Below are 26200 nucleotides of genomic sequence, written 5' to 3'. Positions count from 1 at the left end.
AAGCGGCTCCGACATGGGCAATGAAGACAAGCTCCGCGACTACCTCAAGCGGGTCATGGCTGATCTCCACGACACCCGTCGCCGGCTCAGCGAGGTCCAGTCCCAGGAACTGGAGCCGGTGGCGATCGTGGCGATGAGCTGCCGGCTGCCCGGCGGGGTACGCAACCCGGACGACCTGTGGGACCTGCTGCGGGACGGCCGGGACGGCGTCACGCCGTTTCCCGACGACCGGGGCTGGGACCTGGAGCGGCTCTACCACCCCGACCCCGACAACCCGGGCACCTCGTATGCCCGGGAGGGTGGGTTCATCGACGGAGCCGGCGACTTCGACGCCCGCTTCTTCGGTATCTCGCCGCGCGAGGCGCTCACCATGGACCCGCAGCAGCGGCTGCTGCTCGAGACGGCCTGGGAGATGGTCGAGTCCGCCGGCATCGATCCCGGCTCCCTGCGCGGCAGCCGGACGGGCGTGTTCGTCGGCACCAACGGGCAGGACTACGGCACCCTGCTGATGATGTCGCCCGACGGGGACGAGGGCCACTCGATGACCGGAGGGGCGGCGGCCGTCGCCTCCGGGCGGGTGTCGTACACGCTGGGGCTCGAGGGGCCAGCCGTGTCGATCGACACCGCCTGTTCCTCTTCGCTGGTGGCCCTGCACCTCGCCGTGCAGGCGCTGCGGGCGGGAGAGTGCGAACTGGCCCTGGCCGGTGGCGTCACCGTGATGGCGACCCCCGGCCTCCTGGTCGGGTCGAGCCGACAGCGTGCCCTGTCCCCCGACGGGCGGTGCAAGTCGTTCTCCGCCGCCGCCGACGGTGCCGGCTTCTCGGAGGGGGTCGGCTGGCTGTTGGTGGAGCGGCTGTCGGATGCCCGCCGCAACGGCCACCGGGTGCTGGCGGTGGTCCGGGGAAGTGCGGTCAACCAGGACGGGGCGTCCAATGGGCTCACCGCCCCCAACGGGCCCGCGCAGCAGCGGGTCATCAGTCAGGCGCTCACCTCGGCCCGGCTCTCCACCGCCGACGTGGACGTGGTCGAGGCGCACGGCACGGGTACGACGCTCGGGGATCCGATCGAGGCGCAGGCACTGCTGGCCACGTACGGGCAGGACCGGGGGGACGCCGCCCCGGTGCTGCTGGGCTCGGTCAAGTCGAACATCGGGCACACCCAGGCCGCTGCCGGCGTCGCTGGTGTGATCAAGGTGGTGCAGGCGATGCGGCACGGTGTGGTGCCGGCGTCGTTGCATGTGGATGAGCCGTCGCCGCATGTCGACTGGTCGTCGGGTGCGGTGGAGCTGGTCACCGGGGCGCGGCCGTGGCCGGTGGTGGACCGGCCGCGTCGGGCGGCGGTGTCGTCGTTCGGCATCTCCGGTACCAACGCCCACGTGATCATCGAGCAGGCCGACGAGTCCGTCGACGAGGCGACCGAGACCCGCCACCGGACTCCCGGCCTGGTCGGCTCGGACGTGACCGTCTGGCCGGTGTCGGCGCGGACGGAGAACGCACTGGCCGGTCAGGCCGCCCGCCTCGCCGCGCACGTGCGCGCGCAGGACCAGACGGATGTCTCCGCGCTGGCCTGGTCCCTGGCGACCACCCGCGCGAGCCTCGACCAGCGTGCCGCAGTCGTCGGCGCGGGCGAGGCGGATCTCCTCGCGGGGCTGGACGCGCTGGCGTCGGGTCTGCCGGCGGGGAACCTGGTCAGGGGTACCGCTTCGAACTCCGGTCCGGTGTTCGTGTTCCCCGGTCAGGGTGCGCAGTCGGCGGGTATGGCTGCTGGTCTGGTGGGCCGGGTGCCGGTGTTCGACGCGCGGCTGGCCGAATGCCAGCGGGCCCTCGCCCCGTATCTGGCACTGGATCTTGTCTCGGTGTTGACCGGTGACGACGAGTCGTGGTTGGAGCGGGTCGAGGTCGTGCAGCCGGTCTTGTGGGCTGTCGGCATTGCCCTGGCTGCCGTCTGGGAGCACGTCGGGGTCAGCCCGGCGGCCGTGGTCGGTCACTCGCAGGGTGAGATCGGCGCGGCCTGCGTGGCAGGAATCCTGTCCTTGGAGGACGCGGCGAAGACCGTCGCGTTGCGGTCGCGTGCCCTTGCCGTGTTGCGGGGAACCGGGGCGATGGCGTCTGTCGACCTGTCCGCCGACGCGGTCGCCGAGCGGCTACCGCTGTTTGTGGGTGTGGGTGTGGCGGCGGTGAACGGGCCGTCGACGGTGGTGGTGTCGGGTCCGCCCCAGCCGGTGGCGGATCTGGTGGCCGCGTGCCAGGCCGACCGGGTGCGGGCGCGGGTCATCCCGGTGGACTACGCGTCGCATTCGCCGGCGGTGCAGGAGGTCGCCGAGCGGTTGCGTGCGGATCTGGCGGACGTCACGCCTCGGCCGGGGCACGTCCGGCTCGTCTCCACGCTGACCGGGGAGTGGGTGGTCCCGGAGAGCATGGGGGCGGAGTACTGGTACGAGAACCTGCGGCAGACGGTGTTGTTCGACCCGGCTGTCCGGGTTGCGGTCGAGGCGGGCCACACCACGTTCGTGGAGATCTCTCCGCATCCGGTGCTCACCATGCCGGCGACCGCGATCCTGGATGACGCCGGTGTCACTGGGCACACGCTGGGGACGTTGCGGCGGGGTGACGACGACGCCGCCCGACTGCTGACCAGTCTCGCCACCGCGTACACGATCGGCCTGCCGGTCGACCTGACCCGGGTCCTGGCGGAGACGGCGACCGTCGACCTGCCGACCTACGCCTTCGACCACCAACGCTACTGGCCGGCGCCGCCACTCTTCGTCAGCCAGGGCGACGGGAAGCCCGACCTCGACCGGTGGCGCTACCGGGTCACCTGGAAGGTACTGCCCGACCTGCCGCTGACTCGGCTCTCCGGCGCCTGGCTCGTCCCGGTGCCCGCCGCGCTCGCCGAGGACCCGCTGGTCTCCGGGGTGCTGGGGGCGCTCGGCAACGTCGGCGCGGACGTCGTACCCGTGCTGTTGGACGTGACCGACGAGCAGGCGGCGTTCACCGACCGGCTGCGCGCGGCCCTTCCCGCCGACGGCCCCGCCGCCGTGCTCTCCCTGCTCGGCCTCGACGAACGGGCCCACCCGGAGCACCCGGCGAGCCCGCTCGGCGTCACCGGAACCGCCCAGCTGGTGCAGGCGCTCGGCGCGCTGGGTGTGGAGGCCCCGCTGTGGTGCGCCACTCGACAGGCGGTCGCCGTCGGTGCCGACGATGTGCCGCCGAGCCCGGCGGCCGCCGCCGTCTGGGGATTCGGCCGGGCCGTCGCGCTCGAACACCTCGGCCGCTGGGGTGGACTCGTCGACCTGCCCACCGTCCTCGATGCGGGGAGCGGCGCGCGGCTCTGTGCGGTCCTCGGCGACAGCGGCGGCGAGGACCAGATCGCTGTCCGGGACACCGGCGTCCTCGTCCGCCGCCTCACCCGGATCACCGAACCCGAGCCGGCCAGCACCGACGCGGGTGCCGGCGGCTGGCGGATGCGCGGCACGGTGCTGATCACCGGCGGCACCGGCGGACTCGGCGGACACATGGCCCGCTGGGCGGCCCGCTCCGGCGCGGCGCACGTCCTGCTGGCCAGTCGACGCGGCCCGGACGCCCCGGGCGCCGCCGACCTTGTGGCGGAGCTGACCGAACTGGGCGTCCGCGTCACCGTGGCGCACTGCGACGTCACCGACCGGACGCAGCTCGCCGCCCTGCTGGCGGCCACGCCCGACGACGCCCCGCTGCGCGCCGTGCTGCACACCGCCGCCGTCCTCGACGACGGCGTCGTCGACACCGTCACCCCGGCCCGGCTGCACAACGTCGCGGCCCCCAAGTGCACCGCCGCCGAGCACCTGGACGAGCTGACCCGGGACCTCGACCTGGACGCCTTCGTCCTGTTCTCGTCGGTCGCCGGCACCACCGGCAACGCCGGGCAGGGCGCCTACGGGGCGGCGAACGCCCACCTCGACGCCCTCGCCGAGCGGCGTCGGGCTGAGGGGTGCCCCGCGCTCTCCGTTGCCTGGGGCGCCTGGAGCGGGGCGGGTTTGCCCGCCGAGAACGAGCGCGCCCGGCAGCGGCTCCAGCGCGGCGGCATGGTCGCCATGGACCCCGACCTCGCCGTGGAGGCGCTGGCCCGGGCCCTGCGGCGTGGCGAGACCAGCACAGTGATCGCCGACATCGACTGGACCCGGTTCGCCCCGGCGTTCGCCCTGGTCCGACCCAGCCCGCTGATCGGCGACCTGTCGGAAGTGCGGCAGTTGGCCCGCGCGGCGGACCAGCCGACCGGGGCGCCGGAGGACACGCCGTCGGCGCTCGCCCAGCGGCTCGCCAGGCTCAGCTCGACCGAGCGGAACGCGGAGCTGCGGGACCTGGTCCGGCAGTGCGCGGCCACTGCCCTGGGCTACGGGGCGGCCGACGACGTTCCCGCCAGCCGCCCGTTCCGGGACCTGGGACTGGACTCACTGACCGCGGTGGACATGCGCAACCTTCTCGCCACCGCGACCGGTCTGCGGCTGCCGGCCACTCTCGCCTTCGACTACCCGAACCCGACGGTGCTCGCTGCGCACCTCGACGAACTGCTTACCGGGAAGGCCGTCGACACGAGCGCGCCCGTCGCGGCGGCTGTGTCCGACGAACCCCTCGCTATCGTCGCGATGAGCTGCCGGTTCCCGGGTGGGGCGGACACCCCCGAGCGGCTGTGGCAGCTGCTCGCTGCCGGCGGCGACGCGGTTGGGGATTTCCCCACCGACCGGGGCTGGGACCTCGACCGGCTCTTCGACGCCGACCCCGCCAACGAGGGCACCAGCTACGCCCGCCAGGGCGCCTTCGTCCCCGGGGTCGCCGAGTTCGACGCCGGCTTCTTCGGCATCAGCCCGCGCGAGGCCCTCGCCATGGACCCGCAGCAGCGGCTGCTGCTGGAGACCTCCTGGGAGGCGATCGAGCGGGCCGGCATCGACCCGCAGGCGTTGCGGGGCAGCTCCACCGGCGTCTTCGTCGGCACCAACTACCAGGACTACCGGAACTTGATGATCGGTGCCGAGGGTGCCGAGGGTCATCTGATGACCGGCAACGCCGGCAGCGTGCTCTCCGGGCGGGTGTCCTACACCCTCGGGCTGGAAGGGCCGGCCGTCTCGGTGGACACCGCCTGCTCCTCGTCGCTGGTGGCGTTGCACTGGGCCTGTCAGGCGCTGCGTTCCGCCGAGTGCTCGCTCGCCCTGGTCGGCGGGGTCACCGTGATGGCCACCCCGGGCGTGTTCGTCGGCTTCAGCCGGCAGCGAGGGCTGGCCCCGGACGGCCGGGTCAAGGCGTTCGCCGCCGCCGCCGACGGGACGAGCTGGGGCGAGGGGGCCGGCATGCTCCTGGTGGAGCGGCTCAGCGACGCCCGGCGCAACGGTCACCCGGTGCTCGCGGTGATCCGGGGCAGCGCGGTCAACCAGGACGGCGCCTCGAACGGCCTGACGGCGCCGAACGGCCCCGCGCAGCAGCGGGTCATCCGGCAGGCGTTGGCCAACGCCCGGCTCGGCGCCGCCGACGTGGACGCCGTGGAGGCGCACGGCACCGGCACCCGGCTCGGCGACCCGATCGAGGCCCAGGCGCTGCTCGCCACCTACGGACAGGACCGCCCGGCCGACCAGCCGCTCTGGCTCGGGTCGATCAAGTCGAACATCGGCCACACCCAGGCCGCCGCAGGCGTCGCCGGGATCATCAAGATGGTCCTCGCCCTGCGCAACGGGTACCTGCCACCGACCCTGCACGTCGACGAGCCCACCGACCAGGTGGACTGGAGCGTCGGCGCGGTCGAGCTGCTCACCGATGGCCGGCCCTGGCCGCTGACCGGCCGGCCGCGCCGTGCCGCCGTCTCCTCCTTCGGGATCAGCGGCACCAACGCCCACACCATCATCGAACAGGCCCCGGAACCGGCCGTGCCCGTCGAGTCCTCGGCCGAGCTGCCGCTGGTGCCGGTGCTGCTGTCCGCGCGGACCGCCGCGTCGCTGGCGGCCCAGGCCGGGCCGTGGGCCGACCGGCTCACCGGGCCGGAGGCGCCGCCGCTGGTCGACGTCGGCTGGTCGTCGGCGGCGTCCCGGGCCGCTCTGGAGCACCGGGCGGTCGTGCTCGCCGCCGACCGGGAGGACCTGCGCGCCGGGCTGTGCGCGCTGGCGGCCGGCGACGACTCCGCGCTGCTGGTCACCGGGGCGTCCACCGGTTCGCCGAAGGTGGCGTACCTCTTCTCCGGTCAGGGGGCGCAGCGACCCGGGATGGGCCGTGAGCTGGCCGGGGCGTACCCGGTCTTCGCCGCCGCACTGGACGAGGTCTGCGCGGTCCTCGACCCGCACCTGCCCCGACCGCTGCGCGAGGTGATGTTCGCCGAGGCCAGCACGGCCGAGGCCGACCTGCTGGACCGCACCGAGTTCACCCAGCCGGCGATCTTCGCCGTCGAGGTGGCGCTGTTCCGGCTGCTCACCGCGTGGGGCCTGCGTCCCGACGCGGTCGCCGGCCACTCCATCGGCGAGTTCGCCGCCGCCCACGCCGCCGGGGTGCTCACCCTGGCCGACGCCGCCGAACTGGTCGCCGCCCGGGGGCGGCTCATGCAGGCGCTGCCCGACGGCGGGGCGATGCTCGCCGTCGCCGCGCCCGAGGCCGACGTGCTCGCCAGCCTCGGCGACCGCGCCGACCGGGTCTGCGTGGCCGCCGTGAACGGCCCCACCGCAGTCGTGCTCTCCGGCGCGGCCGACGCCGTCGAGGAGTTGGCCGCCGAATGGGCCGCGCGGGGCGTACGGACCCGCCGGTTGGCGGTCAGCCACGCGTTCCACAGTCCGCTGATGGACCCGGTGCTCGACGACCTCGCCGCCGTCGCCGCGCGGCTGTCGCACCACGCCCCGGCCATCCCGCTGGTCTCCACGGTCACCGGTGCACCGGTGGACGCGGCGGAGCTGGGCGCGGCGGGGTACTGGGTGCGGCACGCCCGGGGCGCGGTGCGCTTCGCCGACGCGGTCAACGCACTGCGCCGGCAGGGCTGCACCGGGTTCGTGGAGGTTGGCCCGGACGGGGTGCTCACCGCCCTCACCCAGGCCGTCCTCGCCGACGGCGGGTCGGCCGGCGACCGGTCCCCGCTGGTCGTACCCACCCTGCGCCGGGACCGTCCGGAGCCGGTCGCCCTACTGCGGGCGGTCGCCACACTGCACACGCACGGCTGGTCGCCGGACTGGTCGGCCCTCTACGCCGACGCCCAACCGCAGCTCGCCGACCTGCCCACGTACGTCTTCGACCGGCAGCGCTTCTGGCCCGAACCGCCCGCCTGGCTCACCGCCCTGGTCGACGACCGGGCCGAGACCGACAGCCGGTTCTGGGCGGCGGTCGAGGCCGAGGACCTCGACTCGCTGCTGCGTGAACTCGAGGTCGACCGGGACCAGCCGTTCGGCACGGTGCTGCCCGCCCTGTCCGCCTGGCGGCGGCGCGGGCGGGAACGCTCACTGGTGGACGGTGCCCGCTACCGGGAGCTCTGGCAGCCGCTGGTCGCACCGACCACGCCACCGGCGACGTCGGCGCAGCGTTGGCTGGTGCTGCTGCCCGCCGCCCTGGTCGCCGACCCCGGTCTGGACGCCTGCGTCCGGGCGCTCGGCGCGGACGTGACCACCGTGCCCGTGGACACCGCCGCCGACCCGGACGAGCTGGCCGGCGTGCTGTCCGGCGCGCTCGGCCGCACCGACCAGCCCGCGTCGATCCTGTCCTTCCTCGGCCTGGACGACGCCGCCCACGCCGAGCACCCGGCGCTGCCGCGTGGCCTCGCCGCCACCGTGCAGTTACTGCAGGCGATGATCGACCTCGACGTGGCGGCCCAGCTCTGGTGCGCCACCCGGGGCGCGGTCGGAGTCGCCGACGGTGACGCGCCGGCCAGCCCCCGGCAGGCGGCGCTGTGGGGGCTGGGCCGGGCGGCGGCGCTGGAGCAGTCCGCCCGTTGGGCCGGTCTGGTCGACCTGCCCGCCACGATCGACGGCACGGTGGCGACCCGGCTCGCCGGCCTCCTCACCGGCGGCGTCGCCGAGGACCAGCTCGCGGTCCGCGAGGACGAGGTGTTCGTCCGCCGACTCGGGCCCGCCGGCACCGTCGGGGAACCCGAGCCGTGGCGACCCCGGGGCACCGTGCTGATCACCGGCGGCGCCGGCGCGCTCGGGGGGCACGTGGCCCGCTGGGTGGCCGCCGCCGGAGCCGAGCGGGTGGTGCTGACCAGCCGGCGCGGCACCGACACGCCCGGCGCCACCGAACTGCTGGCCGAACTGGAGGCGCTCGGCACCGACTGCCGGGTGGCCCGCGCCGACGTCGCCGACCGGGCCGCGATGAGCGACCTGCTCGCCGAGCTGCGTCGGGAGGGCCCGCCGCTGCGGGCGGTGGTGCACGCCGCAGGGGTCAGCGAGGTGGTGCCGCTGGCCGACACCACCCTGGAGGACCTGGCGTACGTCATCGGCCCGAAGCTGGTCGGCGCGGAGCTGCTCGACGAGCTGCTCGACGGCGTCGAGCTGGACGCGTTCGTGCTCTTCTCGTCGATCGCGGCGGTGTGGGGCAGCGGCGGGCAGGGGGCGTACGCGGCCGGCAACGCGTACCTGGACGCGTTCGCCCGGCGGCGTCGGGCACGGGGACTGCCGGCCACGTCGGTGGCCTGGGGCCCGTGGACCGAGTCCGGCATGTTCGACGACGCCGCGCCGGAGCAGCTGCGCCGCCGTGGCCTTCGGGTGATGCCACCGGGCGTGGCGATGGCCGGGCTGCGGCACGCCCTCGCCGTCGACGACACCTGCGTCGCCGTCGTCGACATCGATTGGGCCGCCTTCCACCCGCTGTTCACCGCGCTGCGGCCCAGCCCGCTCCTGGCCGACCTACCGGCCGTACGGGAGCTGACCGCCAGCCCCGCCGAGCCGGTCGGAGCCCCCGCGGCCGTCGGCCGGGACCTGCTCGCCGAGCTGCGCCCACTACCCGGTGCCGAACGCCGTGGCAGCCTGCTGGAGCTGGTCCGGGTGACGGCGGCGAAGGTCCTCGGCCACGCCATGGCGGACGCCGTCGACACCGAGCGGGGGTTCCTGGACCTCGGGTTCGACTCGCTCACCGCGGTGGAGCTGCGCAACCTCCTCGGCGCGGAGACCGGGCACGAGCTGTCCACCACGGTCGTCTTCGACTACCCGACCCCGGCCGACCTCGCCGATCACCTGCACGAGGAGCTCTTCGGCGACGAGGGCGAGCCGGTCGACGGCGGCGACGAGGAGACGGTCCGGCGAGCCCTCGCGGCGATCCCGCTGGACCAGCTGCGCCAGGCCGGCCTGCTCGACCCGTTGCTTCGGCTCGCCGGGGACACCACCGCCGCGCCGCAGTCGGCAGCCGCCGCGCCGGTCACGCCGGCCGCGCCGGAGGCCGAGATCCGTGAACTCGACGTCGCCGATCTGGTCCGGCTGGCCCTCGAAGGCTCCGACTCGTGACCCGGCCGGCTGCAAGGAGGCCCCGATGAGCGTCTCACTGGACGAGGTCGTCAACGCGCTGCGCGCGTCCCTGCTCGACAACCAGAAGCTCAAGAAGCAGAACCAGCAGCTCACCGCTGCCCTCAACGAACCGCTGGCGATCATCGGCATGAGCTGCCGGTTCCCCGGCGGGGTCCGGTCCCCGGAGCAGTTGTGGGACCTGGTCACCGCTGGCACGGACGCGATGGCGCCGTTTCCCGCCGACCGCGGCTGGGACCTCGACGCGCTCTACGACACCGACCCGGACAGCCGGGGCACCTCCTACGTGCGGGACGGGGGGTTCCTGCCCGACGCCGGGGACTTCGACCCCGCCTTCTTCGGCATCTCGCCCCGCGAGGCCCTCGCCATGGACCCGCAGCAGCGGCTGCTGCTGGAGACCGCCTGGGAGGCGTTCGAGCGGGCCGGGATCGACCCCACCACGCTGCGCGGCACGCCGACCGGCGTGTACGCCGCCACCAGCAGCCAGGGCGACTACGCCGCGCTGCTCACCGGGGTCGGCGGTGGCGTCGAGGGCTACCTGGGCACCGGTAGCGCCGCCGCCGTCGCCAGTGGTCGGATCGCGTACGCCCTCGGGCTGGAGGGGCCGGCGGTCACCGTGGACACCGCCTGCTCGTCGTCGCTGGTCGCGCTCCACCTTGCCGGTCAGGCGCTGCGAGCCGGCGAGTGCACCCTCGCCCTCGTCGGCGGGGTGTCGGTGATGGCCACCCCGACGGTGTTCGTCGAGTTCTCCCGCCAGCGTGGTCTCTCCACCGACGGCCGGTGCAAGTCGTTCGCCGCTGCCGCGGACGGCACCGGCTGGTCCGAGGGGGTCGGCATGCTCCTCGTGGAGCGGCTCTCCGACGCCCGCCGCAACGGGCATCCGATCCTCGCCGTGGTGCGGGGCAGCGCGGTCAACCAGGACGGCGCGAGCAGCGGGCTGACCGCCCCGAACGGCCCGTCCCAGCGGCGGGTCATCGCCCGGGCCCTGGCCAACGCCGGGCTGACCGCAGCCGAGGTGGACGTGGTCGAGGCGCACGGCACCGGCACCACCCTCGGTGACCCGATCGAGGCGCAGGCGCTGCTGGCCACCTACGGGCAGGGGCGGCCGGCGGACCGTCCGCTGTGGCTCGGGTCGGTGAAGTCGAACATCGGGCACACCCAGGCCGCCGCAGGCGTCGCCGGGGTGATCAAGATGGTGCTGGCGATGCGCCACGGCGTGCTTCCCGCCACCCTGCACGTCGACCGTCCCACCCCGCACGTCGACTGGTCCGCCGGCGCGGTCCGCCTGGCGACCGAGCGGATGCCCTGGCCGGACGGCGGCGGGCCGCGCCGGGCGGGTGTCTCCGCGTTCGGCGTCAGCGGCACCAACGCGCACGCCATCATCGAGCAGGCCGCCCCGCAGGACACCGCCGGCACCGCGCCGGCCGGCCCGTCCGCCCCGCCCGTGCCCTGGCTGGTCACCGCCCGCTCCGCCCCGGCGTTGGCCGGACAGGCCCGTCGGTTGCTGGAGCACCTGGCCGCCCACCCCGGGCTGCGTCCGTCCGACGTGGCGTACTCGCTGCTCACCACCCGGGCGGCGATGCCGCACCGGGCCGTGGTCACCGGCGACGACTCCGACGCGCTGGTCGCGGGCCTACAGGCGGTCGCCGAGGACCGCTCGGCCCCCGGCGTGCTGCGCGGGGTGGCCCGTCCGGCCGGGAAGCTCGCCGTCCTGTTCACCGGCCAGGGCGCTCAGCGCGCCGGCATGGGCGCCGAACTGCACCGCCGGTTCCCCGTGTTCGCCGCCGCCTTCGACGAGGTCGCCGCCGAACTCGACCGGCACCTCAGCCACCCGCTGCGCGAGGTGGTGTTCGCCGACCCGGACACCCCGCAGGCCGCGCTGCTGGACCGTACCGAGTTCACCCAGCCAGCCCTGTTCGCCTACGAGGTGGCCGCGTACCGGTTGGTCACCTCGTGGGGGCTGCGGCCGGCGTACCTGCTCGGGCACTCGATCGGCGAACTCGCGGCGGCGCACGTGGCCGGCGTGCTGTCCCTGCCCGACGCGGCGGCCCTGGTCGCCGCGCGGGCCCGGCTGATGCAGGCGCTGCCCGCCGGTGGGGCGATGCTCGCCGTCCGGGCCACCGAGACCGAGGTGGCTCCGCTGCTCGACGGCCGGGTGGCCCTGGCCGCGGTGAACGGTCCCGCGTCGGTGGTCCTCTCCGGCGACGAGGACGCGGTGCTCGCCGCCGGGGAACTGCTCACCGCCCAGGGACGGCAGGTCCGCCGGCTACGGGTCAGCCACGCGTTCCACTCCGCCCGGATGGACGCCATGCTGGACGACTTCCGGGTGGTCGCCGAAAAGGTCACCTGGCACCCGCCGACCGTGCCGCTGGTCTCCGACCGCACCGGTGCGCCGCTCACCGCCGCCGAGGCCACCGACCCCGGCTACTGGGTCGAGCACGTCCGGGACACCGTCCGGTTCCACCGGGGCGTCACCACCCTGGCCGGCGCGGGAACCGGGACGTTCCTGGAGATCGGCCCGGACGCGGCGCTCACCCCGATGGCCCGGGAGTGCCTGCCCGACCTGGAGGCGGCGGCATTCGTGCCGGTGGCCCGCCGGGACTCCGCCGAGGTGGCCGGTCTGCTCGCCGCGGTGGGGGCGGTGGACCTGCGCGGCGGCGAAGTGCGCTGGGCCGAACTCTTCGCCGACACCGATGCCGTCCGGATCGAGCTGCCGACGTACGCCTTCCAGCACGAGCGGTACTGGCCCGACCCGATCATCCCCGACCTCGCCCCCGGCCGGGCGGGCGCCGGGGAGGACCGGGAGTTCTGGGCCGCCGCGGAGAGCGGGGACCGGGCCGCGCTGGCGGCCGTGCTCGGCCTCGACGGCGACCGGGGGGAGGCGCTCGACGCGGTGCTGTCCGCCCTGGCCGCGTACCGGGGCCGGCACCGTCGTGCGTCCCGAATGGACGGTCTGCGTTACCGCACCGCCTGGGTGCGGGTCGTCGCGCCGTCCGACGGTGCCCTGGCCGGCCCCTGCCTGGTGGTCGCGCCGGCCGGCGAGCCGGTCGAGCGGGTGCTTGCGGCGTTGCACGCCGAGAAACTGTCGCCGGTCCACGTTCCGGTCTGGCCCGGCGACGACCTGGCCGGCGCCGTGCGGGCCGCGCTCCGCCCGGATCCGGAGATTCCGCTGCGGGTGCTGTCCCTGCTCGACGCGTTCGGCGACCGGACCGCACTGGCCGGCACCGCCGGCTTGGTCCGCGCCCTCGCCGACGCCGGGATAGGTGCGCGGCTGTGGTGTGTCACGCGCGGCGCGGTCGCCGTCGACGGCGACGACCCCGCGCCGCAGGTGACCGGGGCCGCTGTCTGGGGACTGGGCCGCGTACTGGCGCTGGAGCAGCCGCGCCTGTGGGGCGGCCTGCTGGACCTGCCGGCCGACCCCGACGAGGCGGCCCTCACCATGCTGGCGCGGATCGCCGCCGCCGGTGGCGAGGAGGACCAACTGGCCGTCCGGTCCGGTGTGCTGTACGCCCGACGGCTGGAACGTGCTCCGGCCGCTGCCGGCGGAACGTGGCGGCCCCGGGGGCGGTGCTGGTGCACGGCGGCGCGGCGGTGCGCGGCCCGCACGTGCTGCGCTGGCTGGCCGGGTGGGGCGCCACCCACCTGCTGCTCGCCGGGGTTCCGGTATCGGCCGAGCTGACCGCCGAACTGGCCGCCGGTGGCGTCGAGGTCGCCACCGTCGCCGATTCCGCCGGACTGCCGGCGGCGCTGGATCAGCTCGACGTGGCCGGGACACCGGTGCGCACCGTGCTGCACCTCGTCGACTCCACCGGGCCCGGCGTCCCGGTCGCCGCCGTCGAACCGGGCGACCTCGGCGCTGCGGTCGGCGAGGGGGTCGCCGCCGTGGCCGCCCTCGACGTTGCCTGCGCCGACCGACCCGTCGACGAGTTCGTGGTCTTCACCTCCACCGCCGCCACCTGGGGAAGTGGCGGCGCGGCCGTCGCCGCCGCCACCGGCGCCGCGCTGGAGGCCCTGGCCGCCGGTCGCCGGGCCGCCGGCCGACCGGCCACTGTGGTGGCCTGGGCGCCCTGGGTCGACGAGGTCGCCGAGCCGGACCAGCTGCGGCGGCGGGGCATTCTGCCGATCGCCCCCGAGGTGGCCGCCGACGCCCTGCTACGGGCGGTCGACGGACGCGACGACGCCGTCGCCGTGGCCGACGTCGACTGGTCCGCGTTCGTGCCGGCCTTCACCGCCGTGCGCCCGGCGCCGCTGCTGCGCGGCGTCCCTGAGGCGACGGGCCTCGACGGGGCCGCCGGACGGACCGCCGGGACGGCGACCGACCCGGCCCGTGCCCTGCGGGACCGGCTGGCCGGTGTCCCGGTTGCCGACCGGTACCAGATCCTGCTGGACCTGGTCCGGGCGCACGTGGCCACCGTGCTCGGGCACGCCTCGCCCGGCGCGATCGAGGCCGACCGGGACTTCCTCGAGCTGGGCTTCGACTCGCTGACCGCGTTGGAGTTGCGCGACGCCCTGCACCAGGGCACCGGGGCGGAACTCTCCGCCACCCTGCTCTTCGACCACCCCACCCCGGCCGAGCTGGCCCGCCACCTGCTCGGCCGGATCCTCGGCGACACGGCCGGGGACGTGCCGGCCGGGGGAGTCACCGCGGAGGGTGCGGGCGGGATCCTCGGCGCGTTGTTCCGGCAGCCGAAGGCACGCGAGGACGCCGCCGGGTACGCCGAGCTGCTGGTGAAGCTCGCCCAGTTCCGGCCCAGCTTCTCCGAGCCTGGACAGCTCACCCGTCCGGCAGGGATCCTGCGGCTCGCCGAGGGACCGGGCACCCCGGTGGTCTGCTGTTGCACGATGTCGCTGCTGTCCGGCGCCCACGAGTACGCCCGGTTCGCCGCCGGGCTGCGGGGCCGTCGGGACGTCTGGGCACTGCCCAACCCGGGCTTCGGGGTCGGGGAGGAGCTCCCCGCCGACCTCGACGCGCTGCTGCGGGTGCACGCCGACACCGTGCTGCGCACGGTAGGCGACGGCCGCTTCGTGCTGGCCGGGCACTCCGGTGGCGCGATGGCGGCCAACGTGCTCGCCCGCGAGTTGGAGCGCCAGGGCCGGCCGCCGGCGGCGGTGGTGCTGATGGACACCTACCCGGCCGACAGCGAGGTCCTCGGCGGCTGGACGAACCAGCTGCTCGACGGGATGGTCGAGCGGGACAGCGCGTACACCCCGATGGACGACCACCGGGCCACCGCGTGGGCCGGCTACCTTCCCCTGTTCCTGGACTGGCGACCCGCGCCGATGGAGTCGGCCACGCTGCTGGTCCGGGCCAGCGAGCCGCTGGGGGAGTGGTCCGGCGAGCCGGACGGGTGGCGCTCCCGGTGGCCGTACCCGCACGAGGCGGTGGACGCGGCGGGTGACCACTTCACGATGGTCGGCGAGCGGGGTCCGGACCTCGGCGTGACCGTGCACGAATGGCTGGCCGGACGAGATCTGTGAGGCCGGCGGGGCACGCCGTGCCCCTGGCATGCCCCTAGCACCCCCTATCGCAGCGACGAACAACTGTCCCATCGGGACCCAGGACGGGAGCATGACGACGTGGACGACGCAGTAGTGGTCGAGGAGTTGGTCAAGAAGTACCGGCCCGACATGCCGCCGGCGGTGGACGGGCTGGGCTTCTCCGTCGCCGCAGGCGAGGTCTTCGGTCTGCTGGGGCCCAACGGCGCCGGCAAGACCACGACGATCGGGGTGCTGACGACCCGGGTCCGGGCCACCTCCGGGCGGGCGGTGGTGTGCGGCGCCGACGTGCTGCGCGCACCGGCCGTGGCCCGGAAGCTGCTGGCGGTCGTCCCGCAGCGGGTGAACCTGGACCGGGCACTGACCGTCCGGGAGAACCTGCTCTTCCATTCGGCGTACCACCGGATGCCCCGGGCGCGGCGGCTCCGTCGCGCCGACGAGCTGCTGGAGCAGATGGGGCTCGCCGAGTTCGCCAAGTCCCGGACCGACTTCCTCTCGGGTGGTCTGGCGCAACGCACCATGATCGCCCGGGCGCTCATGCACGAGCCCCGGGTGCTCTTCCTCGACGAGCCCTCCGGTGGTCTCGACCCGCAGTCGCGGCTGTTCGTGCACGACCGGATCGCCGAGCTGAAGCGGGCCGGGGTCACCGTCGTGGTGACCACCCACGACATGAACGAGGCGGCCAAGCTCTGCGACCGGGTCGGCATCGTCGACCACGGCAAGCTGCTCACCCTCGGCACGCCGGCCGCGCTGACCCGGACCCTGCCGGGCAGCAGCACGCTGACCCTGGTGGTCGCCGCCGACGCCCCCGCCGAGGAGGTGCAGGCCGCCCTGGACACCATCCCGGACGTGGAGCGGGTGGAACGGCTGCGTCCCGGCGGCGCCCCGGCCGCGCCCGCCGCCCCGGGCCTGCCGATGATGCCGGGCATGCCACCGATGCCGATGCCCGCCCCGGAGGTCACCGCCGACCCGGAGACCACACTGTCGTTCCGCCTCTACACCTCCGGAGCACCGGCCAACGCCGTGCCGATGGCGTTGAAGATCCTCACCGACCTGGACTGCGCGGTCAGTGACCTCAGCATCGGCCAGCCCAGCCTGGAGGACGTGTTCATCCACCTGACCGGAAGGGAACTTCGGTGAGCGTCACCGCCCCCGCCACACCGTCCGCGCCGACGCCGGCCGCCGCCGCGCCCCCGCCGGTGCGCTGGTCGGACCAGCTCGCCACCTTCCGGGCGGTGCTCTGGCGCGACCTCTTCGTCACCAGCCGCGGGGAACTGGTCGGCTTCATCGCCCAGGTTCTCATTCAGCCGCTGTTCATGCTGTTGGTCTTCGGCAAGGTCCTCGGTGACCTGGGATTCGCCAACGACAATTTCGTCCACGTGCTGCTGCCCGGGGTGATCGCGCTCAACGCGTTCCTGATCGGCCTGGAGAACACCGCCCTGCCCATGGTGATGGACTTCTCGTTCACCCGCGAGATCGAGGACCGGTTGCTGGCCCCGATGGCGATTCCGCTAGTGGCCATCGAGAAGATCGTCTTCGGCGCGATCCGGGGTCTGATCGCCGGTGTGCTGCTCATCCCGATCGGGATGCTGATGCTCGGCGTGAGCTGGCCGCTGTCGACGGTCCTGCCGGTGCTCGGTGTGCTGGTGCTCGGGGCACTGGTCGGCGCGGCCATGGGGCTGACCTTCGGCACGCTGGTCCCGCCGCACCTGATCCAGATCATGTTCACCGTGATCCTGACGCCGTTGATGTTCACCGGCGCCACCCAGTTCCCGCTGCGCGGGCTCGACTCGCTGCGCTGGTTCCAGGTGGTCTGCTCGCTCAACCCCCTCACCTACGTCAGCGAGGCCACCCGAGCGCTGGTCGCCCCGCCCGGCGTCGAGTCCGTGCCGCTCTGGTTGGACCTGCTCATCCTGGCCGGAACGCTCGTGTTCTTCACCGTCGTCGGCATCCGTGGCTTCATGCGCCGGGCGGTGGACTAGGTAGGCGACGAAGGGCCAGCAAACCGGGGCCCGATGAAGGCCGTGCAAAACCGCCTCGGCAGGACCACCAGCACCACGTGGACGGGGCGCGTGCCGGGGATGATCCGGCACGCGCCCCGTGACGTTGTCAGGACGCCGCGCCCTGCACCTCCTCGGCCAGCGGCTCCGCGTACGCCACGAGCCGGGTTTGCAGGTCGGTGCGGCGCTTGACGTCCAGCTTCCGGTAGACCCGGGTGAGGTGCTGCTCCACCGTGCTCACCGTGATGAACAGCTTGCTGGAGATCTGTCGGTTGGTGTGCCCCTGGGCGGCGAGCGCGGCCACCCGCCGCTCGGCCTCGCTGAGCCCGTCCTCCGGCTCCGGGGGTTCGGCCGGCGGGTACGCGGGCAGCGCGCCCGGCTCCCGGCGGACCAGCCGCTGGGCCAGCACCGGCGCGCCGCAGTCCTGGGCGAGGTGGTACGCCCGGCGGACCAGCAGCCGGGCCTGCGCCCAGTCACCGGCCCGTTGCAGCGTCTGGCCGGTGTCGCCCAGCGCCCGGACCAGCTCCAGCCGGTCCCCGCAGTTCTGCAGCAGGTGGACCGCCTCGGAGAGCAGCTTGCGCCGGTGGTCGGGAGCGGCGGTGGTGGCGAGCAGTCGGAGCGTACGGCCCCGGGTGCGGTCGTCCACCCCGTGCGGGACACGTAGCTGTTCCTGGAGTAGTTGGGTGGCGTGCACCTTGTTGCCGACGCCGAGCTGCACCCGGGCCAGCTCCAGCCGCCAGGGCACCAGGCCGGCGACGTCGATTCCCCAGCCGCGTACCAGCTCGCCGCAGCGGCGCAGATCGGCCGTGGCCGCGTGGGCGCGGCCCAGCGCCAGGTGGTGCCGGGCCCGCGCGGCCAGGTAGTGCACGCCCAGCGGGGTGCGGAACGCGCCGGGCGGGACCGGCTGGGCCAGCCACTGGTCGGCCTCGGCGTACCGGCCGGACTCCGTCGCGCAGGCGATCAGGGTGGCCAGGGGCCCGGCGGCGGCCACCCCCCACGCCGGGATCGGCAGGTCCTCCAGTGCCGCCCGGGCGTGTTGCTCGGCGGCAGAGAGGTCGCCGAGGCGCAGGGCCGCCTCGGCCCGCAGCGCGCGGATCACCGCCCGCCACACCGGGGTGTGCCGGGCCGAGGGGCGGTCCAGCAGTGCCGCGCTCCAGACCGCCACCCGGTCCGAGCGACCCGACCAGAGCAGCGCCAGCAGCGGGGCGGTCAGCACGGGGAGGACGCCGTCGTCGGTGTGGTGCCGGTGCAGCAACTGCTCGGCGGCGGCGACCGCGTCCTGCTCCGCGGCGGGTGTCAGCGCCGAGCCGAGGATGGTCAGGGCGTGCAGGCGTAGGTACCCGGCGGCCGGCAGGACCGGCATCCGTCCGCTGGCGGCGACCGCCTCCCGTACCGCCCGCAGGTGGTCGGGGTGGGAGAGGGAGAGCAGCAGCCGGATGGCACGCAGTCGGCTGGCGTCGGCCGAGTGGGGCTGGCCGTCGTCGACGACGCAGCCGGCTATCGCCTCGTCGGCCTCCTCCGCCCGGCCCTGCCAGAGCAGGTACGGCACGGCGGACAGGGTCGTGTCGGCAGGCCAGCCGGCGTCGCCGGCCGCGCGCACCAGTTGAGTCAGGTGTCCGTTCACGGTCAGCGGGTTCATCTGCCAACGGGCGTCCACCAGCATCGCCGTGATGGTGGCCCGCTGTTGGTCGTCCACGTCGGCCCGGCTGACCAGCCGCAGGCAGGCGGCGGCTTCGTCCGGTCGTCCGGAGGCGAGGGCGTGCGCGGCGGCGTCCTGGAGCACCGGCACCGTCCAGGCGGCGTCCGCCCAGCCGGCGGCGACCAGGTGCTCGGCCACCGTGCGCGGCTCGACGCCGTGTTCGTGCAGGACCTCGGCGGCGCGCTGGTGCGTCCCCCGGCGCTCCTCGGGGGACATGTCGGCCAGGATCGACCGCCGGATCCGCGGGTGCCGCAGTTGGTCGCAGTCCATCAGGCCCGAGGTGCGCAGCACCCGGACGGTCGGTGCCACCGATTCGGGCACCACGTCGAGCAGGTGGCCGAGCAGCTCCATCGGGGCCGGTCGGCTCAGCACCGCCAGTGCCTGCGCCACTCGGCGGACCACCGGCTCGTGCCGGTAGAGGCAACCGAGCACCGCCTGGTCGAACGCGTCCCCGATGGTGGTGTCCGGCGTGGCGTCCTCGTCGGACTCCTCGCGCAGCCGCTCGTCGATCAGCGCCCGGGTGAGTAGCGGGTTGCCACCGGTGACGCTGAGGTAGCGTTTGGCCGTCTCCCGCGCGACGGTCTCGGCGCCGTCGACCAGTTGGGCGATCGCCTCGACGGTCAGGGGCGGCAGGGTGATCCGGGTGAAGTGCGGCTGGCTGAACAGCTCGGCCCGGAAGTGCGGGTGCGGTGGACGCAGCGTCCTGGCCTCGGTGAGCACCACGACGATCGGTGCATGCCGCAGGCGGCGGGTCACGTACAGCAGGCAGTGCAGGGACGCCGGGTCGGCGTGGTGGACGTCGTCGATGGCCAGCACCAGCGGGCCGGGCTCGGCGAGGTCGAGCAGCGCGTTGAACAGGCCGTGCAGCACCGAAGCCCACGCCCGGTTGCACGCCGACGACTCGTTGGTGGTCTCCAGACTCGCCTCGAGCAGGGGGACGACGGAGGGTGCCTCCCGCACCAGGTTCTCGACCCGGACTGCCGCCTCCTGAGGCAATCGCGCGCTGTGGAACAGTTGCCCCAGCACGCCCAGGTGCAGTTCGCGTTCCGCCCGTGAGCCCGCCGCGCTGAGCACCCGTCCTCCGACCGAGGCCGCCCACTCGCCGAAGGACTCCAGGACACTGGTCTTGCCACTGCCCACCGCGCCCGTCACGAGCGCGACGTGGCCCCGTTGCTGCCTCTCGCACATCTGGAAGGCTTCCCGCAGCCGGGCGATCTGTTCCTCGCGCTGCACCAGCACCGTTCGCGTCAGCCTCTCTCGTCCGCGATGCCGTGCCGGAACCCGACCGGCACCGCCCCCCCGATGCCGACGACGGCCCCTCCCCACGCTTACCCGGGCACGGGTAGGGGTGAGGCGTACCGGGCCGCGCCGCCGGGTCAACCTGAATCCTGTCCCCGGATCGCACCGCCGAGCGGATGGCGATCCGGATGCAGGGAGTCTGGCATCGAGGCTGAGGTGCGACAACGATCACGGGACCCCACGGTTACCTGGTTAAACCTGTGGTCCGAATGGGCCGTTAGGGGTTGCGTCGCTGGCCGTCAGGGGTGTCTCGACGAGCCGGATGAACAGTCGGCTGCGATGCTGAACAGTCAGCTACGACACGATGGACAGTCAGTGTCCTGGGAGGGGCAGCCGACGCGGCGACGCGGACATCCAATGGTAGCCGGACTACGCATGGGACACCACCTCTTGCCGCGCCCGCCTCGGGTGAACGACTCCTGGCCGTCGGCGCTCGTGGCGTCGACGGCTGGCCAGGCGGCGGGGGAGCGGGTCAGCGATCGAGCCGGAGCCGGGCCGCCAGTTCGCTGCGGGAGGCGACGTCGAGCTTGCGGTAGATACGGGTCAGCCGCTGTTCGATCGCGCTGACCGTGAGGAACATCTGCTTGGCGATCTCCCGGTTGGTGTGCCCCTGGGCAGCCAGTGTGGCAACCCGGGACTCGGTGTCGTTGAGCCCGGTGACCAGGACGACCGCCTCGTCGCGGGCGGCCGCGGGGCCGTTGCCGGTGATCCGTGGCGCGGGCCGCAGGACGGGGACGCCGCACTCCTCGGCGAGAATCCGTGCGCACCGCGACGCGTCCCGCGCCTGCCGAAGGTCTCCTGCCTGCTGGTACGCGTGACCGAGGTCGGTGAGGGCGTGCGCCAGCTCCACCCGGTCGCCGCACTGCCGCGACAGCCGTACGGCAGTGCGTAGGTGCCGGATGCGGTCGACGCTCTGCTCGACGGTGGCCAGCAGGCGCAGCGCCGCTCCCCGGTACCGGACCTGGTCGGGGCGCAGCCGGTCCAGTTCCTCCCGGAGCAGTCTCTCGGCCTGCTGCCGGCGGCCCATGTGCAGCAGCGCGCGGGCGGCCTCGGTCCGCCAGGGAACCAGGGCGGACCGGTCCAGCCGCCACGAGGTCATCAGCTGGCCGCAGAGCTGGAAATCGGCCAGCGCCGCGTCGGGGCTGCCCGTGGCCAGCGCGTGCGACCCGCGGGCGTGCAGGTAGTGCAGCCCGAACGGGGTCTCGAAGAGGGCGGGCGGCACCGGTGTGCGGAGGCAGGCAGCTGCCTCGTCCCAGTCCTGCAGGAAGGTCAGCGCCCGCAGGCGGACGGCGAGCGGCATGCCGATCAGGACGCCCCACCCCTGGGTGGAGAGCCGGCTCAGGGCCACCTCGGTGAGCTGCCGTGCCCGGGGCAGGTCACCGCGCCGGCAGGCGACCGCGGCGGCCAGGGCGGCGAGCAGCGCACCTGGGGTGCGGGTTCGGCCGGTGTCGCCGTGCGCCAACCGTTCGCACCAGTCGCCGGCGAGGTCGAGCCGGTCGGCGTAGATCAGCGCGCTCATCGCGCAGACGACGTTCCACAGGTTCGACTCGTCGTCCAGCGGGAGGGTGGCGAGTGCGCGGTCGGCGTCCCCGGCCGCGCCGGCGCCCCCCCGTTCGAGCACCGCGCCGAGCAGGGTGACCCCCCGCAGTTGCTGCTTGACCCGGGCGAGCACGAGCGGGTCCCGGCCCGCAGACTGGGCGCGGGGACCGCCGACCGGAGCCCCCGGGTAGAGCGTCGCCATCCAGCTCCTCATGACGATCAGGTCGGTGGCGGACTGCGGGTCGTGGCGGTCGCTGCGTTCCTCGAGGTGTCGGAGGAGGTCGAGTGCCCGGTCGGTCTGCCCGTGCCAGAGCAGGTACTGGATCGGTCCTGCGGCCTGCCGGCTGCTGAGGTGTCCGGCTCGGACGGCGGTGGCGATGCCAGGCAGGTGGGGCACGGCGGCCTGCGGATCGAGTCGCCACTCCGCGCGGGCGAGGGCAGAGCGGGTCCGTGCCCGCAGACAGTCGTCGGTCGCGTCGCGGTTGGCCCGGCGCAGGTACTGCCGTGCGGTGTCGGCGTCACCGTCGACCAGGGCCTGCTCGCCGGCGTCCAGCAGGACCTGGGCCATCCAGGGCTCGCTGAGCTGGTCGGTCCGGAGCAGGTGCGGGGCGACCCGCGTGGGCGGTGCGCCGTCGTCGTACAACAGACAGGCCGTGGCCCGTTGCAGCCGTCCGCGTTCCTCCACCGTCATGCTGTCGAGCACCGCCTGGCCGACCGCCGGATGCCGCAGCCCCTCCCCGGTGATCAGGCCCGCACTGGTCGACGCGTCCACCGCGTGGAGGTTCACCTCCCCCGGGGCGTCGAGGAGGTCTGGCAGCAGCGGGCCGTGCACCGGTCCGCCGGTCACCGCGAGCACCCGGGCGGTCTTCAGGACGAGGTGCTCGCACCGATAGAGGCAGCTCAGCACCGCCTCGCGGAAGGACTCCCCGGTCACCGGCCGCTCGCCGGACCCGCCGGTCAGGCGGTCGTCGGCCAGGGCGTGCACCAGTAGCGGGTTGCCGCCGCTGATCCGGTACGCCTCGTCGGCCACCCGGCGGGCAATCGGAACGCCGAGCCGGGAGGCCAGGACGCGGTAGGTCCCGTCGGCGGAGAGCAGGGGCAGCCGTACGCGGTGCGACCGCGTCGGCTGCAGCAGCTCCGCATGGACGGTGGGATGCCAGGGGCGGGTGCGGTGCGCCTCGGTGAGGACGATCAGCACGGGCAGCCCGCTCACGCGCCGGGCCACGTACGCCAGGCAGCGCAGCGACGGCCCGTCGGCGTGGTGGACGTCGTCGACCGCGACGACCAGGGGGCCCCGCGCGGCGACCGCCAGCAGTTCGCCGCCGATCGCGGCGGTGAGCGGGGCGAACGCCTCCTCGCCCTGGTCGTCTGGTTCGGACCAGGCGAGGGCGCCCCGGTCGAGCAGCCGGCCGATTCGGTCGTGGGTGACGTCGTCCAGGGCCGCCCGCCCGACGAGCTGGCGGATGATCTCCAGCGGCACGGTGCGCTCGCTGCGGGAGGCGCTCGCACCGAGGAATCTGACGCCGGCCTCGGCGCACCGCCGGGCGAACGCCTGCAACAGGCTGGTCTTGCCAGCGCCGACGGGCCCGGTCACGACCGTCACCGGTTCTGGCGCGCTGGGCAGGTCGCCGGCTCGGAGCAGGTCGTTGAGCCGATGGGTCAGGATGTCGAGCTGCCGGTCCCGCTCGGTCAGCGTCATCGGGCCGGGCTCAGGGTCGGCGCGGTGACCGAGGTCGCCTGGTTGTCCATCCGCTGTGGTCTCCCATGTCACTCAACGAAGTCAGAGACCCGCAAATCCTTGACCAATTCGGCGACGAAGGCCGACGGTGTCCGTGCCGGGCGCGGCCGGGCATTCCCTAATTCGGGAGTTGCTCGGACGTGTCTGCGGCTATCGATCTCATTACATGGTGTGAAGTATGGCAGTCCGGCAATTGGGCGGCAAGTCGAAGGATGTAAAGGATAGGCAAACCTGGTCTGTCGCGCCGCCGGCCGCGCGGAGTGGTGCCGTTCGGCAGCGTAACGTCATATCGGCAATTCGGAGCGTTACATCGAACATCCTCTTCTGCTGGGTCGGTGTGGTTTGCAGGGTATCCGCCAATGTGTTTTCGCGGTACCAACAATGCGTTACGGATTGGCTATGCCGCGCGGCGGACCGATGGGAACGGTTCCGGTCGCCTCCGGTTCTCCGGTCCGGCGCGCCGGACCCGCCTGTCTCCGGCCGGTCCGTCTGGCGGCCGGGTCGCTGGGCGTTGCGCTGGCGGGTCTCGCCCGCCGCCAACGCCCTGACCGGCATGGGGGGTGCCGCGCGACGGCTCGGTGCTGTCCCGATGGCGCCGGTCGACGAGGGGATGCGACGGTCGCCTGTCGGGGTGATCCGGTGTCCCGCAGAGTGCCACAACGTCGCTTGTGGACTCGGGTGCGGCCCGTGGTCGCGTACCGAAGCGTGCGGCGGTGCTTCGCAGCCGCGGGGCCGGGTAGCCCGATTCGTTGCACGGTAATCGCTCCGTCCGTTCCGCCCCGGGCCGAAGCCGTCGTATTAGAAATCCGCCGTCCGGCGGCGGTCGACGATCAGTCTCGGGGCCGGCGCCATTCGGTGAAATCGGAGCACCGGAGTCGCAGTCGATCGGCGGGACCCGTTTTCGGCCCGGTGGTGTCGTGTTGCGGCTGACAATTACCTCCGCCGCCTTCCGGTCGATTCACTGCCACCTCTGAATGTTTTCAGCGGAGTTTGACGCGAATGGTTGCACACCCGTGCCAGCGGGTCGGGCCGGGTCGGTCCGTGCGGGCTTCGCACGCGACGGTCACCGGCGTGTCCGCCGGCTGTCGCCGGACCGGGACGGGCCGGTGACGTGGACGACCACGTCCCGTCGCCCCCGACCCGCCCCCCCTGCCCGAGGCGTCACCGGCCTCGCCGCCCTGGTCATCGGTGCCATCGCCGCCTCGGCCGGGAGACACCCCCCCTACCGGATCGTCATCCGGTGGCCGATCACCGGAAGTCGTCCATTCCTCGCGGCGAAGAAAGACGATCAATAACCGGGTGCTGCTGATCGCCGAACGTGACCCTTCGTAGGCCGGCGCGGGGCCGGGAGCGGGTTGTCACGTGGCGGCGGGGCGGGACCCGTGTTTGTCGAGGCTAGGGGTTGTCGGCGCACCTGGCAGCGCCTAATTTCGGGGCATCCACTCCGTTCGGCAGAGATGACCGGACAACACGAAGCCCACCCCATCCGGAGTACGAAGGGTTCCCTGGCCCGATGCCCCAGCCACTGCCGAGATTCCTCGCCGCCCTCGACAGAGGTTAGCGGGGATGACTCTGCTGCCGGCGCTGCGGGGATCCGGCGTCGACCGGGCTGACGCGCTCCGGGTCGCCGGCAGGACCATCTCCAGCGAAGACCTGCAGGGCTGCGCGAACGCCGTCGCCGACCGGATCCGGGGGGCCCGGGCGGTGGCGGTCGAGGCCGTGCCCAGCATCGAGGCGATGGTCGGCATGCTGGGAGCGGTGCAGGCCGGGGTGCCGCTGGTGCCGGTGCCACCGCTGGCCACCCCGGAGGAACGCCGCCGTATGCTGCGCGAGTCCGGCGCCAGTCTGGTCCTCGGCCCGACAGCCGCTGAGGCACCCCTACCCGTCGTCCCCGTCGACCTGCGTCAGCGGTCGTGGACCGCCCAGCCCGAAGCGGAACCCGCCGCCGACGCGGTCGTTCTCTACACCGGTGGCGCGGGCGGCGCGTCGCGGGGCGTCCGCATCTCCCATCGGGCGATCGCGGCCGAAGTGGACCTGCTGGCGGACGCCTGGCGTTGGAACGCTGACGACGTCCTCGTGCAGGGCGCGCCGCTCTTCCGGGCCTACGGTCTCGTCGCCGGGCTGTTCGGCGCGCTGCGGGTGGGCAGCCGCTTCGTCCATCTCGACCGGCTCACGGCCGCCAGCCCGGTCGGCAGCATCTACCTGGCCGTGCCCGGCCAGTGGGCGCGGATCGCTCGGGACGTCCCGACCGCCCGGGCCCTGGCCCAGGCGCGGATCCTGGTCTCCGGCGACGCGCCGTTGGCATCGGCGGTGAACGAGCGGATGCGGCTGCTCACCGCACACTCGCTCATCCAGGCCTACGGCACCACCGAGACCCTTGTCACGGTGACCGGCCGAGCCGACGCGCGGGGCACCCCCGGCACCGCCGGGACCCCCCTGCCCGGTGTGCAGACCCGTCTGCTCGGCGCGGACGGGCGGCCGGTACCCGCCGACGGCGAGTCCGTCGGCGAGCTGTGTATACGTGGCCCGACGCTGTTCAACGGGTACGTCGGCCAGCCGGGCCTGGCGACCTGCGCCGACGGTTGGCACGCCACCGGAGACCTGGCCACCGTCGCCCCGGACGGCTGCCACCGGATCATCGGCCGGCGCCGGTCCGACGTGGTGCACTGCCGCGACCTGCCGGTGCCCGTCCGGCAGGTCGAGGAGATCCTGCTGACCCACCCCGGGGTCCACGAAGCCGCCGTGGTCGGCGCGCCGCACCGCGCCCTCGGCGAGGAGATCGTCGCATACGTCGTGGCGGCGGAGGGGCTCACCGCACAGTTGCTCATCGACCACGTCGGACGGATGCTGTCCGCCGCGCACCGGCCCCGCCGCGTGCACTTCGTCGCCGAACTCCCCCGCAGTCCGCACGGCCGGATCAGAAAATCCCTCCTGATCCCCACGACCTGACCCCTATGGGCGGGCCGGCATGCGAACTCCGG

At 74.1% G+C, this 26200-nt stretch carries 7 protein-coding genes and 1 pseudogene; 6 read left to right on the top strand and 2 right to left on the bottom strand.

Going from position 1 to position 26200, the window contains the following annotated elements:
* Positions 1-13 precede the first annotated feature (13 nt).
* The 5 genes and pseudogenes from GA0074692_RS10575 (at position 14) to GA0074692_RS10560 (ending at position 16926) form a co-directional block, all read left to right on the top strand.
* The gene (locus GA0074692_RS10575; protein ID WP_091642583.1) at positions 14-9430 is read left to right on the top strand and encodes a type I polyketide synthase; all 9417 of its coding nucleotides are present in this window, start codon (positions 14-16) and stop codon (positions 9428-9430) included.
* A pseudogene (locus tag GA0074692_RS35905) lies at positions 9423-12582 on the top strand (type I polyketide synthase); the annotation flags it as partial. The gene GA0074692_RS10575 and the pseudogene GA0074692_RS35905, both read left to right, overlap by 8 nt.
* A gap of 415 nt (positions 12583-12997) precedes the next feature.
* The gene (locus tag GA0074692_RS34665) at positions 12998-14926 is read left to right on the top strand and encodes a KR domain-containing protein (RefSeq protein ID WP_176738386.1); all 1929 of its coding nucleotides are present in this window, start codon (positions 12998-13000) and stop codon (positions 14924-14926) included.
* 99 nt (positions 14927-15025) lie between these two features.
* Complete coding sequence (locus tag GA0074692_RS10565; RefSeq protein WP_091642580.1) at positions 15026-16084, top strand: ABC transporter ATP-binding protein; 1059 nt, start codon at positions 15026-15028, stop codon at positions 16082-16084.
* Complete coding sequence (locus GA0074692_RS10560) at positions 16081-16926, top strand: ABC transporter permease (RefSeq protein WP_091642577.1); 846 nt, start codon at positions 16081-16083, stop codon at positions 16924-16926. Before GA0074692_RS10565 ends, GA0074692_RS10560 begins: the two co-directional genes overlap by 4 nt.
* 127 nt (positions 16927-17053) lie before the next feature.
* On the opposite strand, the gene GA0074692_RS10555 is transcribed toward GA0074692_RS10560, so the two are convergent.
* The gene (locus tag GA0074692_RS10555; protein WP_091642572.1) at positions 17054-19882 is read right to left on the bottom strand and encodes a helix-turn-helix transcriptional regulator; all 2829 of its coding nucleotides are present in this window, start codon (positions 19880-19882) and stop codon (positions 17054-17056) included.
* Positions 19883-20414: 532 nt separating this feature from the next.
* Complete coding sequence (locus GA0074692_RS10550) at positions 20415-23180, bottom strand: AAA family ATPase (protein ID WP_091642567.1); 2766 nt, start codon at positions 23178-23180, stop codon at positions 20415-20417.
* Positions 23181-24785: 1605 nt separating this feature from the next.
* On the opposite strand from GA0074692_RS10550, the gene GA0074692_RS10545 reads away from it, so the two are divergent.
* Positions 24786-26168, top strand: a complete 1383-nt coding sequence (locus GA0074692_RS10545) for an AMP-binding protein (protein ID WP_091642562.1) — start codon at positions 24786-24788, stop codon at positions 26166-26168.
* The last annotated feature ends 32 nt before the right edge of the window (positions 26169-26200 follow it).

This window comes from Micromonospora pallida (assembly GCF_900090325.1).
GTDB classification, from domain to species: domain Bacteria; phylum Actinomycetota; class Actinomycetes; order Mycobacteriales; family Micromonosporaceae; genus Micromonospora; species Micromonospora pallida.
The sequence above is the reverse complement of the archived record's forward strand: the minus strand, read 5'-3'. Positions and strand labels throughout refer to the sequence as shown.